At 40.3% G+C, this 13,315-nt stretch carries 12 protein-coding genes; 7 read left to right on the top strand and 5 right to left on the bottom strand.

The window, feature by feature from the left end; genetic code table 11:
* Nucleotides 1-41: 41 nt before the first annotated feature.
* Nucleotides 42-1,019, top strand: coding sequence for a polyprenyl synthetase family protein (locus tag QE422_RS09420; RefSeq protein ID WP_307457226.1), 978 nt, complete (start codon nucleotides 42-44; stop codon nucleotides 1,017-1,019).
* A gap of 1 nt (nucleotide 1,020) precedes the next feature.
* Here the strand turns inward: QE422_RS09420 and QE422_RS09425 are convergent, their stop codons facing one another.
* Nucleotides 1,021-1,314, bottom strand: coding sequence for a hypothetical protein (locus QE422_RS09425; protein ID WP_307457228.1), 294 nt, complete (start codon nucleotides 1,312-1,314; stop codon nucleotides 1,021-1,023).
* 138 nt (nucleotides 1,315-1,452) lie between these two features.
* On the opposite strand from QE422_RS09425, the gene QE422_RS09430 reads away from it, so the two are divergent.
* On the top strand, nucleotides 1,453-3,885 hold the full coding sequence (locus QE422_RS09430) for a transketolase C-terminal domain-containing protein (protein ID WP_307457230.1): 2,433 nt from the start codon (nucleotides 1,453-1,455) through the stop codon (nucleotides 3,883-3,885).
* Nucleotides 3,886-3,974: 89 nt separating this feature from the next.
* Nucleotides 3,975-4,790 (top strand): hypothetical protein, encoded by an 816-nt coding sequence (locus QE422_RS09435; protein WP_307457231.1) that lies wholly within the window; start codon nucleotides 3,975-3,977, stop codon nucleotides 4,788-4,790.
* A 4-nt stretch (nucleotides 4,791-4,794) separates the two neighbouring features.
* Here the strand turns inward: QE422_RS09435 and QE422_RS09440 are convergent, their stop codons facing one another.
* Complete coding sequence (locus QE422_RS09440; protein ID WP_307457233.1) at nucleotides 4,795-5,184, bottom strand: helix-turn-helix domain-containing protein; 390 nt, start codon at nucleotides 5,182-5,184, stop codon at nucleotides 4,795-4,797.
* A gap of 181 nt (nucleotides 5,185-5,365) precedes the next feature.
* On the opposite strand from QE422_RS09440, the gene QE422_RS09445 reads away from it, so the two are divergent.
* Nucleotides 5,366-6,427 (top strand): NADH:flavin oxidoreductase, encoded by a 1,062-nt coding sequence (locus QE422_RS09445; protein WP_307457237.1) that lies wholly within the window; start codon nucleotides 5,366-5,368, stop codon nucleotides 6,425-6,427.
* A gap of 246 nt (nucleotides 6,428-6,673) precedes the next feature.
* Here QE422_RS09445 and QE422_RS09450 read toward each other — a convergent pair whose 3' ends face one another.
* The 3 genes from QE422_RS09450 to QE422_RS09460 form a co-directional block, all read right to left on the bottom strand.
* Complete coding sequence (locus QE422_RS09450) at nucleotides 6,674-6,835, bottom strand: hypothetical protein (RefSeq protein ID WP_307457240.1); 162 nt, start codon at nucleotides 6,833-6,835, stop codon at nucleotides 6,674-6,676.
* 169 nt (nucleotides 6,836-7,004) lie between these two features.
* Nucleotides 7,005-7,433 (bottom strand): transposase, encoded by a 429-nt coding sequence (locus QE422_RS09455; protein ID WP_307457242.1) that lies wholly within the window; start codon nucleotides 7,431-7,433, stop codon nucleotides 7,005-7,007.
* A gap of 353 nt (nucleotides 7,434-7,786) precedes the next feature.
* The gene (locus QE422_RS09460) at nucleotides 7,787-8,989 is read right to left on the bottom strand and encodes an aminopeptidase C (RefSeq protein ID WP_307457245.1); all 1,203 of its coding nucleotides are present in this window, start codon (nucleotides 8,987-8,989) and stop codon (nucleotides 7,787-7,789) included.
* A 335-nt stretch (nucleotides 8,990-9,324) separates the two neighbouring features.
* On the opposite strand from QE422_RS09460, the gene QE422_RS09465 reads away from it, so the two are divergent.
* The 3 genes from QE422_RS09465 to QE422_RS09475 all read left to right on the top strand — a co-directional run bounded on the left by QE422_RS09465 (nucleotide 9,325) and on the right by QE422_RS09475 (nucleotide 13,314).
* Nucleotides 9,325-9,843 carry an RNA polymerase sigma factor gene (locus QE422_RS09465; protein ID WP_307457248.1) on the top strand — a complete coding sequence of 173 codons (519 nt, stop codon included), beginning with the start codon at nucleotides 9,325-9,327 and terminating at the stop codon, nucleotides 9,841-9,843.
* 12 nt (nucleotides 9,844-9,855) lie between these two features.
* The gene (locus QE422_RS09470; RefSeq protein WP_307457251.1) at nucleotides 9,856-10,986 is read left to right on the top strand and encodes a TonB-dependent receptor plug domain-containing protein; all 1,131 of its coding nucleotides are present in this window, start codon (nucleotides 9,856-9,858) and stop codon (nucleotides 10,984-10,986) included.
* Nucleotides 10,987-11,421: 435 nt separating this feature from the next.
* Complete coding sequence (locus QE422_RS09475) at nucleotides 11,422-13,314, top strand: VWA domain-containing protein (RefSeq protein WP_307457253.1); 1,893 nt, start codon at nucleotides 11,422-11,424, stop codon at nucleotides 13,312-13,314.
* Nucleotide 13,315 lies beyond the last annotated feature (1 nt).

A 13,315-nucleotide genomic window follows, 5' to 3' on the forward strand; every position in this document is an offset into this window, starting at 1 on the left:
ATCTTTGTGGGAATTAATAATTTATCCATCATTCAAAGACTGTGGCCAACACTGTAGAAGAAATCAAGCGACCGATCAATGAGGAAATGAAACTTTTTGAGCAGAAGTTTTATGAATCCATGCAGAGCAAAGTACCTTTATTAGATAAAGTCACTCGTTTTATCGTGACGACAAAGGGAAAGCAGATGCGTCCGATGTTTGTATTTCTCTGTGCAAAACTGGTGGGTGAAGTCAATGAGAAAACCTACCGCGGGGCTTCGATGATCGAGCTGATCCATACCGCGACGCTGGTGCACGATGATGTGGTGGATGAAAGCTTCAAGCGCCGTAATTTCTTTTCCATCAATGCGCTCTGGAAGAATAAAATTGCTGTTCTGGTAGGAGACTACCTGTTATCAAAATCTGTACTTCTGTCTACGGACCACAAAGATTATGATCTGTTGGGGGTTATTTCGAGGACGATCCGTGAAATGTCCGAAGGCGAGCTTCTTCAACTTGAAAAAGCCAGGAAACTCGATATCACCGAAGAGGTTTATTACGAGATCATCCGTCAGAAAACCGCGACATTAATTGCTGCCTGCTGTGAAATCGGAGTATTGTCCAACAATGCTGATGAAAAGCTGGCCAAAAAAATGATGGACTTCGGAACGTATACCGGCATGGCCTTCCAGATTAAAGACGACCTTTTTGATTACCTGACCTCCAACGTAATCGGTAAGCCCGTAGGAATCGACATTAAGGAGCAGAAAATGACACTCCCGCTAATTCACACTTTAAAAACGGCAGAAGAAAAAGACCGTAAATATTACTTCAATACCATCAAGCGGTATAACAACGACCAGAAAAGGGTAAAAGAGCTGATTAATTTCGTTAAAAACTCCGGCGGCCTGGATTATGCGATCACGGTCATGAAAGACTTCCAGCAGAAAGCAAAAGATATTCTGAATGAATTTCCCGATTCCGAAGCGAAAAAATCGCTGCACATCATGCTCGATTATGTGATCGAAAGAAAATTCTAGATTAAATTATTTTCAGCGTTACAATAATAACGGCGGAAACTATGCAAAATAAAGCGATTAAAAATAAATAATCCGCAATAGTTTCAAACCGGTTTGCCCGTTTTTCGTGTTGTGTCCGGATGGCAAGAAAAGAGAAAAAACAACTCAGGGCAAAAAACATACAGGCAACCCCCGCAAATTCGTCCAAATGCGTGCTGCGGCTAATTCTGGAGATCTTTAATGAAGTAATAATCACCAGCGAAAATCCCAGAAGATTACTAGACGCATTAAGAATATGGGTCGATTTTTTCTCCATTACTTACAAATTTATCCCAAGATAAACACAATTTTTTTTATTATCAAATTTTTAAAAAAGATTATTAAAAATTAAAATTAATTTAAAAAGTGTATATTAGCAAAATACTTCAAAATAAAAAAATATTTAATATTGGCTATGCAGACAACCTATATTGAAACACAGCAGATTTCCTTTCAAGATTTTAAAAATCAGATACTTGAAGATTATAAGTTAGGCAGGGTTTCTCGTGAAATGTCCTATTTGGGAAGAAGAGAAGTTCTAACAGGAAAAGCTAAATTCGGTATTTTTGGGGATGGTAAGGAACTTCCCCAGCTGGCAATGGCAAAAGTTTTCAGAAACGGGGATTTCCGTTCCGGGTATTACAGGGATCAGACTTTTGCGTTGGCGGTTGATGCGCTTACGGTAGAAAGTTTCTTCGCACAGCTGTATGCCGATACCAGTGTGGAAAGAGAGCCTGCTTCTGCCGGAAGACAGATGAACGGCCACTTTGCAACCCGAAGTTTAAATGAAGATGGGAGCTGGAAAGATTTAACGGCACAAAAAAATATTTCTTCAGACATTTCTCCTACGGCCGGACAGATGCCCAGATTATTGGGACTGGCCCAGGCGTCGAAAGTATATAAATCCGTAACATTCGAAGGATCGGAGAAGTTTTCACAGAATGGTAATGAGATTGCTTTCGGAACTATTGGTGATGCTTCTACAGCAGAAGGCCATTTCTGGGAAACCCTAAATGCGGCTTGTGCGCTTCAGGTACCGATGGTGGTTTCCATCTGGGACGACGGGTACGGAATTTCGGTTCCTACCATGAAGCAGAGAGCTAAAGCAGATATTGCTGAAATGCTGAGCGGTTTCCAGAGAAAAGAAGGAGAATTTCAGGGATGCGAGATCATTCAGGTGAAAGCATGGGATTATCCTGCATTACTGGATGCCTACGCGCGTGCGGAACAGTTTGCAAGAGTGGAAAGTATTCCGGTGGTCGTGCACGTTGTTGAAGTAACGCAGCCGCAGGGACACTCTACTTCAGGTTCCCACGAAAGATATAAAAATGAAGAGCGTCTTGCCTGGGAATCGCAGTTTGACGGATTGATAAAATTCAAAGAATGGATTTTAAATTATTCCATCGAGATCGACGGTAAAGAAGAAGTTCTCGCTACGGCAGAGGAACTTGATGCTATTGATAATGAAGCGAAAAAGACCGTAAAAGCAGGTCAGAAACAGGCTTGGGAAAGCTATCAGAAAACCATTACGGATTTAACGCATGCCGTTCTGCCTTTGGTTGAAAATTTAAAAGGACAGAATTCTGAAATCGAAAATTACATCAGCCAGTTCAGCAAACTGGTTTCAAAAGCGAAAAAAGACGTTTTCCATTTGGTAAGAAAGTCTTTGTTGGCGACCAGAGGATCAAACTTTGCCGAAAGAAATCAGCTGATGCAGAAATACCAGGAAATTTTCGAGGTGGAAAAAGACAATTATTCTTCTCATCTGTATTCCCAGTCTCAGTGGAAAGCAGAAAATGTAAAGGAAATCAAGCCGGTATATTCTGAAAACTCTGAAGATGTAGACGGAAGGGTAGTGGTACGGAACAATTTCGATAAAATTTTTGAAAAATATCCTGAAACTCTGGTATTTGGGGAAGACGCCGGAAATATCGGTGACGTAAACCAGGGACTGGAAGGCATGCAGGAAAAATACGGTGAAGTACGTGTGGCCGATACGGGAATTCGTGAAGCGACGATTTTGGGACAGGGAATCGGGATGGCGATGAGAGGCCTGAGACCGATTGCCGAAATCCAGTACTTGGATTATATTTTATATTGTCTGCAGGGGATGAGCGATGACCTGGCAACGGTTCAGTATAGAACAAAAGGCGGCCAGAAAGCACCGGTAATCATCAGAACGAGAGGGCACCGACTGGAAGGTGTTTGGCATTCCGGTTCTCCGATGGCGGGAATTCTCAACCTTTCCAAGGGAATTCTGGTATTGGTTCCGAGAAATTTAACTAAAGCAGCCGGATTCTACAACACCATGCTTCAGAGCGATGATCCTGCGGTAATTGTTGAATGTCTGAACGGATACCGACTGAAAGAAAAACAGCCGGATAACTTAGGGGAATTCACCGTTCCTGTCGGGGAAATCGAAGTAACAAAAGAAGGAAGCGACGTTACCCTTGTCACCTACGGTTCAACATGGAGAATTGTGATGGAAGCGGCGGAAGCTTTGGAAAAAATAGGTATTTCGGCCGAGGTAATCGATGTTCAGTCGCTTATTCCTTTCGATTTAACGCATGAAATTGCCGAAAGTGTAAAGAAAACCAACCGATTGGTGGTGATCGACGAAGATGTGGAAGGCGGAACGTCAGCCTTCATATTACAACAGATTTTAGAGAAACAAAAAGCATTCAGGTATCTGGATTCTGATCCTCTAACGATCGCAGCCAACGATCACCGTCCGGCCTACGCCAGCGACGGAGATTATTTCAGCAAGCCGTCCGCGGATGATATGGTAGAAAAGATCTATGCTATGTTTAATGAAACCAATCCTCAGAAATATCCTGCGATATTTTAATTGGGATTTCAGATAAATTTCGAAACCGCTCCTGAAAAGAAGCGGTTTTTTATTGTTTAAAAATCGTTATTTTAGATTAATAGTTAATTATGAAGAGCATTTCAGAGCAAATAGCAAAAAGACAAATTGATAGTTTACCTTTAATTCAAAATTATACATGTATTCTTATAAGAAATTCTTCTAATTATAAAGTGCATGGGACAGGTGTATTTATAAAGATTGGGCATTTACATTTACTTATTTCTGCAGCTCATGTATTTGATGATTTTAATGAATTGTTTATTCCATTAGATAATGGTGAAAATTTAATGAAACCGGGAGGTAGAATCATTGTAAATAATCCTAAATCTTCGAGAGATAATGATGAATTGGACATTGGTATTGTTATATTAGACGAAGTAACAATTAATGAAATAATAAGGACTTATAATTTTTTAGATGAAAATAGTTTATTGATTAATCATAGAAATAATTATTCATATAATTACATAATTTGGGGTTATCCTTCAAGCTGGTCGAAGAGATCAATTTCAAAAAAATCATTTCACTCCCGTCCATTTATTCATTTTACAAAATGCGCTAATCCAATAGAATATCAACGATTAAATAGATATAAATTCTTAAACTTAATAGTTAATTATGATAGACAAAATATTTTAAATTTTAAATCAAAAAAGTTTAGTTATGGTCCTGATCTATTTGGAATCAGCGGATGTGGGTTATGGTATATAAATCCAGAAGATTATAATGAAAATGCTAATCCAAAACTAGTGGGAATTATGACAGACTGGCCAATTTCAAATAGACGAAAATTGATTGCCACTCGGATTGACGCTGTGACTGAATTTTTGAGAAAAAACGAAAATATTAATTTTCCAGAATCCTATTTATTTTCAATAAAATAAAATATCAAACAACAGTTTTCTGTAATTTCTTGCCTTCCAGAATCATCTTACAATCCTTTACTTTTTCAGGATCATACACATGGTATTTCATTTCCCATTCTTCCAGCAGGTACAGAATTGGCAAGAGAGCTAATCCTTTTTCGGTTAGCGAGTATTCCACTCTTGGCGGAAGCTCCTTAAATTCTTCCCGGACAATAAGACCGTCGGTTTGCATTTCCCGCAGTTGGTCGGTTAATACTTTTCTGGAGATCACATTAATGCGCACGGCCAGTTCCCCGAAACGCAGTTTCCGGTCTTTGATTACCAATACGATAATCGGTTTCCATTTGCTTCCTAAGGCAGACATCGCCTTGCCTAAAGGACAGCTGTATTGCATTAACTCGTTTTTTTTCATAAAAATTCTGTGTGCATTATCTTATTTGTCGAATCTTATTCTGAACCTCAACCTTGCCCTAAGTTACCTGTGCGTTACCAACATCAGTTACCGCGAAGTTACTACTTTTTTTCATTATAAGATACCAATGTGAACTATTATTAGTTACTTTGTGTAACAATTATAAAATACAACATTAAAAATGAGCACAGAATCATTATTTAAGCCTTTTCAATACAAAAATTTAGAATTAAAAAACAGAATCGTCATGGCTCCGATGACGAGAGCACAATCTGATAACGGAGTTCCCACGCAGCAGATCGCCGATTATTACGCCAGAAGAGCGGAGGCAGAAGTAGGATTGATTATCTCTGAAGGAACGGTAATCAACAGGCCTGCATCAAAAAACATGCAGAATATTCCGGATTTTTACGGAAAGGAAGCTTTGAGCGGGTGGAAAAACGTAATTGATGCGGTGCATGAAAACGGAGGTAAAATGGGACCTCAGATCTGGCACGTAGGCGATACCAGAAGTTCCGCCGAATATCCGGAAATTCCGATGGAGAAAGCATCTACGATGAGCTTAGAGGATATTCAGGATACGATTGCCCAGTTTGCCGCTTCGGCAAAATCCGCGAAAGATTTAGGATTTGACGTACTGGAAATTCACGGCGCCCACGGATATCTGATCGACCAGTTTTTCTGGGAGGTTACCAACACCAGAACCGATGAGTATGGCGGAAAGACGTTGAAAGAAAGAAGCAAGTTTGCCGTAGATATCGTAAAAGCCATGAGAGCAGCGGTAGGAGAAGATTTCACAATTATTATCCGTCTTTCCCAATGGAAGCAGCAGGATTATGCAGTTAAGCTGGCCCATACACCGGAAGAAATGGAAGAATGGCTGCTGCCTTTAAAAGAAGCGGGAGTTGATATTTTCCATTGCTCACAGCGACGTTTCTGGGAACCTGAATTTGAAGGTTCTGACCTGAATTTTGCAGGCTGGGCGAAAAAGATCACCGGACAGCCAACCATTACCGTAGGATCGGTAGGATTGGAAGGGGATTTCATGAGTGCTTTTGCCGGCCAGGGAACCGAAAAAACAGATTTATCCGAACTGACCAGAAGGCTGGAAAGGGGAGACTTTGATCTGGTTGCCGTAGGCCGTGCTATTTTACAGGACCCGGAATGGGTGAAAAAAGTAAAAGCCGGAAGCATGGATGAACTTCAGGACTTTAAAGCTGAAAGCCTTGCCGTTTTGTATTAGCAGCGTCAATGGTGAATTTTGCTATCGCAAGTCAATGGTGAATCTTTTAAGATAAAAATTGAAAAGCAAAGCGAATTGACCATTCACCTTTTAAATATCAATTAGTGAATATTAGATTGTGAGTCGCAAGTGAATTTTTAGAAATAAAAATTGACAAGCGAATCGGATTGACCATTCACAATTCACCTTTTTACCTATCAATTATTTAAACGAAACCGCTTCAGTATTATTTCTGAAGCGGTTTTTTTAATTCGGGCATCCTACGGCAGTGGAAATACATCGCCAGTAGCCGGGCTTTCCGTTGTTGGGAGGATAGTAACATTCTACGGTATCGCCAGGGCATTCCGGCGGGTTTCCTCCGTTGATGAGCTGCAAATCTGATTTTTTTAAACTCTTAAGATTTTTCATATTAATTGTTTTGGAGAAATCAAATATAATATTTCCCGGGATAATGAAAAAATTAAGTGTAATAAGTTTGAAAAGATTTACTTTTACTCTTTCAGAAACAGAAAGCAGTGATTGGGTTACTTGTTTTAGGATCAAATTTAATTAGCTGATAAGGTAATAAGTCAAATATTTACTTACGGTCGCTCAGCCATTTGTACAAAGTCGTTTTTGGGATGCCGTACTCTTCGATGACTTCTCTCTTTGTTTTCTTGCCTTTTTTTATAAGTTCAAGGATAAAATCAATGATCTCTGTGGTGTAGATGTTTTTACGGAACTGGGGCATCGACGATTTTTCAACTTTGAGACTTTCATCGGCTTTTTCTGGAACAGGAGGCGAGTAAAGGATCAGATGCTGGCTGTAAATTCTGAAAAAATCATAGTTTAGTAATTTGCTCCAACGGAGAATCTGTTCAGAATCCAGACTTTTAAGTTCATAGATTGCAGAGAGTTCCTCTTCGGTAATCTTCATGGAACTGCAGATTTTCTGTACGCCCATTCCTTTTTCCTTCACACGGGCTCTGATGAATTTTCCCAGATGGATATTCTTATAATTTTTCATAACTCATTTGTCTTTTTTTAACTGTGCTGTATTTATTGATTTTATTAGTAATGTAAATCATCGCTTTATTGCCGGATAACCATCTTCGCAAATAAATTAATCTCAATTTCAGGCTGTTCGGTTCCGTTTTTCTGATGATGATTTAATAAAGCGAATGTATAAGTATTTTTTGAACATATGACATAAAATCAATAAAAATTTAGGTGTAGATTTAAGTGTTGATAGTCAATGTTTTTCCTTGTTAAAGAAAAGATATTGTACACGACAGAAAAAGCCGTCTTCGAAATTGAAAACGGCTTGTAACAGATTAAATATCTAAAATTGTCATCGTTCGATAACAAGAATGATCGGATTTAAAGGCCAATGCTCTGCGTAGGCTTCAGCTCTCTTTTGATGCTTTTCGGAAGCGCATCTTTATGAACCAGGATCGCTGTGGATTTATATTCTACATACGGTCTTGTTACATAGATATATCCTTCAAAATCGTTGCTTACACCCCATGAATTCTTTACCATGTAATATTCTTTTCCCGACTGGTCTTTGGCAAGGCCTACAATATGCATTCCGTGATCGTCGGTAGTGGAAAGGTTGTTCAATGCCTTTTGGCGCATATCTTCGGTGATGGTCTTATCTTTTTTCGGTTCAGTGAATAAGGTTCCTTTGTTATCTTTGTTGATCTGGTCAAGATCCATATCCGGAACATAGGCCACCCCGTTCTTGTATGAAAAATACGGTTCCGAAACATCGGTTGCCCATCCTACGGAATAGCCTTTATTTACGGCATTATCGATAATAGCCGTCAAGTCTTTCATCGGAACATTCCAGTCGGAATCGTGGCTCCAGTTATCAGGAATCGGCACGACGAATTTCTGGTAGTACGGATAATCTTTATAGGAAGACAGTTCTACATAATCGTCGGGATTAATGCCAACTACTTCCTTGGCGAAAGTCTGTGGCGTGTATGATTTCCCTTCATAAGTAAAATTCGCAGGGACTTTACCCAGATATTCATCCAGGATCGCATCTACGGAAGACATCCAGTTATCCGTCAGTTTCCCTTTAGATCCGGCCTGAACCAGGCTGTCCAGTACAGGCTTCAGTTTTCCCTGCATTTCAGAGAAATTGTTCAGGGTCTGTCCCTGCTTTAATCCGGTGTATACGTCCTGAGGAACAGCACCGTATTTTTTATACATATTGATTACGTCGTGCAATTCTCCACCGTCACCCCAGCTGATCGCTCCGTTATTCAGAACGTATAATTTTGCTTTGTCGTGATACGAATTCCTTGCGGTAAAGATTTCTGCCAGGTCCACAGGCTTTTTACCCATCCTCTGCATTTCAGACTCCAGGAAAGAATTCCCCGAATAGCTCCAGCATGTTCCGGATGAACCCTGGTTCTTCACCGAAGTGGCTCCTACATCCTTCAGCGTGGTAAACTGGAAATTGGCATGTTGGGACTGATTGTTTTTTAACTTGTTGATTAAGTCATCCTGAGCAAACATCATACTTCCTGCAGACAAAACAAAAAGTAATGATACAAATTTGGCTTTTTTCATTACTATAAAACAGATTATTTATACGAATAGTCGTTCCTAGTAGAGATTTGTTACAAAGGAAAAAGTTAAATCTGCAAACCGGCTTTTTTTTATGAAAAGATCGACCCCGGAAACGAAAGAAGCTGTGATTCAGAAAATTATTTATTTTAATTTAATTTAAAAATTCAGGGAGTTTATAAATAAGGAGTCTGACGAATATTGTCATGGTTTTCTTTGTATTAAAATTACCTTTCGGGTTTGCCTGCGTTGCTGAATTCGATTATTTTTAAAAAAAGTTTAATCTGTTTCCAACCTTTTTGAAACTTTCTGCATCTATGTAGATATAAAGCCTGATTATGGAACGAGAGCTATTATTGGAATGCCAGCGGAACGACCGCAACGCCCAGCGGAAAGTCTATGAGAAGATGGCGGGAAAGCTGTATTCGGTATGCAAACGCTACCTGAAGAATGATGAGGATATTGAAGAAGTGCTGGCAGACAGCTTCTACAAAATCTTCACCAAGCTGAGCCAGCTACAGAATCCCGATATTTTTGAATCCTGGGCCAAAAAAATTGCGGTAAATGAATGCCTCCAGAAACTAAGGACGGCGAAGGAGCTTCATATTTCGCTGGAAGAAGACCACGCTTTCTCATCCGATTCTTCCCTGGAAAATGTGTCGTTTGAAAAAGATATCCTGAGCCTGCTGAACTTTCTTCCCGAAGGATGCAGGGCTATATTTAATCTCTTTGCCATCGAGGGCTATCCTCATAAAGAAATTGCGAGTATGCTTTCCATTAGCGAAGGCACCTCCAAATCCCAGCTCAATTTTGCCAGAAAACGGCTGCAGGAGCTTTTGGTAAACCAACATATATAAACTTTAAGAACAATGGAAAACAACAGTATCGATAAAACCTTCAGTGAAGCTTCTAAAAAATTGGAAGAACCTACGACTTTTCCCGGGTTTGATAAAGTCTGGGCAAAAGTAGAGGAAAAGCTGGATAAAAAAGAAACGAAAAAAAGAAAAACCATAGGACTCTGGATCCCTTACGGAATTGCAGCCAGCTTACTCATCGGCTCCGGGATTTTCTACTTTACCAGCAATAAAGAGAATGCAGAACTTCCACCGCAAAGCATTGCCAATCATACCGTTACCTCAGAGAATAAGTCAGCAGAAATACCTGAAACTATCCGGAAAACCGACAGCCTGGTCAAGGCAAATATCCAAAGTGAAATGTTGCCTCCGCCGACAGCAAAAATAGCCTATCAAAAGGTTTCTGAAATATCCGTTAACCGTTCAGCAGACCGACTGCCTGAGGTATCGGCTCCTCAGGTTCTACCGCAGGAAACAGCAGTTGCAGCAGAAGATAAAATGATGATGGAGACGGCAGAACGTCAGAATACCGAAGAAGTGATTGCGATGGGCGTCCGAAAAGAAAAGGCTTCTATGGTTAAAGCTCTTTCATCAGCTTCCCCCGCGAAAAAGAGGCTGGCTGAACTGAATGCTGTTGCTGATACGGCAGAAGCAGTTTATCCAACTTCTCCTTACAACCGTAATGAGCTGTCGCAGGAACCGGAAATCCTGGCTTACAATAAAGGATATCTTCAAAAAGATAAGCTGATAGCAATGGGCGGCAATCCGTCCGGTTTCGGGAAAAGGATCGGAAACAAAGAAGCCCTCAATGGACTTCAGGGAGCGGTACCGGGAGTAAAAATCAATTCGATTACAGGAGCACCGGGTTCGGGAAAGGTAGATATTTCGATCAGCTGCCAACGCTCTTTACTGTCAGACAATAATCCGTTGTTTATCATCGATGGTGCAGAAGCAAGCCAGGAAACCTTCATGAAAACGGACCCTAAAAAAATTGAATCCATGCAGGTCTTTAAAGGCGAAAAGGCCATTGCACTCTTTGGGACCCAAGCAGCCAACGGAGTTATTCTCGTAGAAACTAAAGACATTTCCAAAAAGGAAAAGCGGAGGATGAAAAAGCTTTTCAGAGAAAAGCTGCCTCAAAAATAGTGTCTGTAAATTACAACTAATACCCATTCACCATACCTCTGAAAAAAGAAATTTTTCTTAAAGTTTCTTTTTTCTTCACGGGGGAATTTCTATTAATTTTAAAATATGCAGACGATTCAGATCTGCATTAGAAAATTATGCCCTGACAACATCCATACCACAGAATAAATGATGCTTAAAACCTGTTTAAACTTTAACTCAGACATTTCTTTCATCTCTTAATTAAAATAAACTTTGTTTATTATTAACTTTTTACCAGTGCGAAATTTTTACCTGAAAATTTGAATTTCAATGAATTAAATAGTACTCAAAAATAAACTCTGCATTTAAACATGCTCTTAAAAAGATAAACCCCTGCAACCTTTCCGAATTTTTACATCTATTATATAACAAGGAACAAAAAATTCAAATCAAACTCTATTAAAAATAATAAACATGAAAAAAACAGCAATTAGCATATTGGCTCTGATGATCTTGCAGGGCTGCAAAACCAAAACCATTTCGGATCAGAATAAAGAAACCCAAAAGTTGAGTCTTAAAAAAGATAGAGACCAGGACGGCATCAGGAACAAAGAGGATCTGTGTCCTGAAATTGCCGGGCCGATCGAAAACAACGGCTGCCCATGGCCGGATACGGATGGCGACGGCACTATTGATAAGGATGATGCCTGCCCGTCCGTAGCCGGACCTCAGGAAAACAACGGCTGTCCATGGCCGGATACCGATGGCGACGGAATCCTCGATAAGGATGATGCCTGCCCAACTGTTCCCGGAATGCCGGAATACAATGGCTGTCCGAAACCGAAAATGGCAACCGCGATGGAAGTAGAATCTGTTGTGGTCACTTCTTTTCAGAAACAATTATACCGTACTCCTGTCAACCATCATAAAACAAGTAAGAAACATTTCGGTAAAAACAGAGATTATAATGATGAAGAGTATGACCGACTGATTGAGAATCCTTTTGAACTGACAAAAAATCAGCCGTTATCGACTTTTTCAATTGACGTAGACAATGCTTCGTACTCGAATGTGAGAAGAATGATTGAAGATGGAGAAGTAGAGAAAGATGCGGTGAGGATCGAGGAAATGGTTAATTATTTTAAATACAATTATCCTCAGCCTAAAGACAAGCAGCCTTTTTCCATCAATACCGAACTTGGGACTGCTCCGTGGAATCCTGGCCATAAACTGCTGAAAATCGGATTGAAAGGAAAGAATATTCCGATGAATAACTTGCCACCCTCCAACATTGTATTCCTGATTGATACCTCGGGTTCCATGGCAGAAGAAAACAAGCTGCCGTTGCTGCGGTCTTCTTTAAAAGTATTATTGGATCAGCTGCGCCCGGCAGATCAAGTAGCCATCGTGGTGTACGCAGGAAGTGCCGGCGTTGTACTGCCATCGACTTCGGTAGCTGAAAAAAAGAAAATCACCGATGCTTTGGATCAGCTGAGTGCCGGAGGAAGCACAGCCGGAGGAGCCGGTATTGAGCTGGCCTACAAACTGGCAAGGGAAAGTTTCATTAAGGGAGGAAATAACAGAGTGATTTTAGCGACAGATGGTGATTTCAACGTCGGTGTTTCGTCCACAGGTGATTTAGAAAGTCTGATCGAAGAAAAAAGAAAATCCGGAGTATTTCTTACCTGCCTGGGTTACGGAATGGGGAATTACAAAGACAATAGGATGGAAACGCTGGCCGATAAAGGAAACGGAAATTATGCGTATATCGACAACCTGCAGGAAGCCAATAAATTCCTGGGAAGGGAATTTGCCGGTAACCTTTACACCATTGCAAAAGACGTTAAGGTCCAGATCGAATTTAATCCGAAATATGTGAAATCGTACCGCCTGATCGGTTATGAAAACCGGAAATTAAGAAACGAGGATTTTGTAAATGATAAAGTTGATGCAGGAGAACTGGGCAGCGGCCATACCGTAACGGCGTTGTATGAGATCATTCCGGCCAACAGCCATTCGAAGTTTCTGCCGAAGCAGAACAGGCTTAAATATGCTTCCACTGCTGCAACAAAAGGATTTGGTGATGAATTCGGAACCGTAAAATTCAGATATAAAAAACCTCAGGGGTCAAAGAGCGCAGAAATGGTGCAGGTCATCAAAAATTCAGATACCCCGAAGGTGAGCTCCGATTTTAAGTTTGCTTCTTCCGTTGCCTGGTTCGGGCTGGTTTTACGAGATTCTAAATTAATTACCCAAAAGAACCTATCGGAAATCGAGCGGCTTGCCAAAGAAAACAAGGGCGAAGATAAAGAAGGGGATAGAAGTGGATTTGTAAAAATGATCCAGGATTATAAAGAAATAAAATAAA

It is taken from the genome of Chryseobacterium sp. SORGH_AS_0447, from assembly GCF_030818695.1.
GTDB lineage: Bacteria > Bacteroidota > Bacteroidia > Flavobacteriales > Weeksellaceae > Chryseobacterium.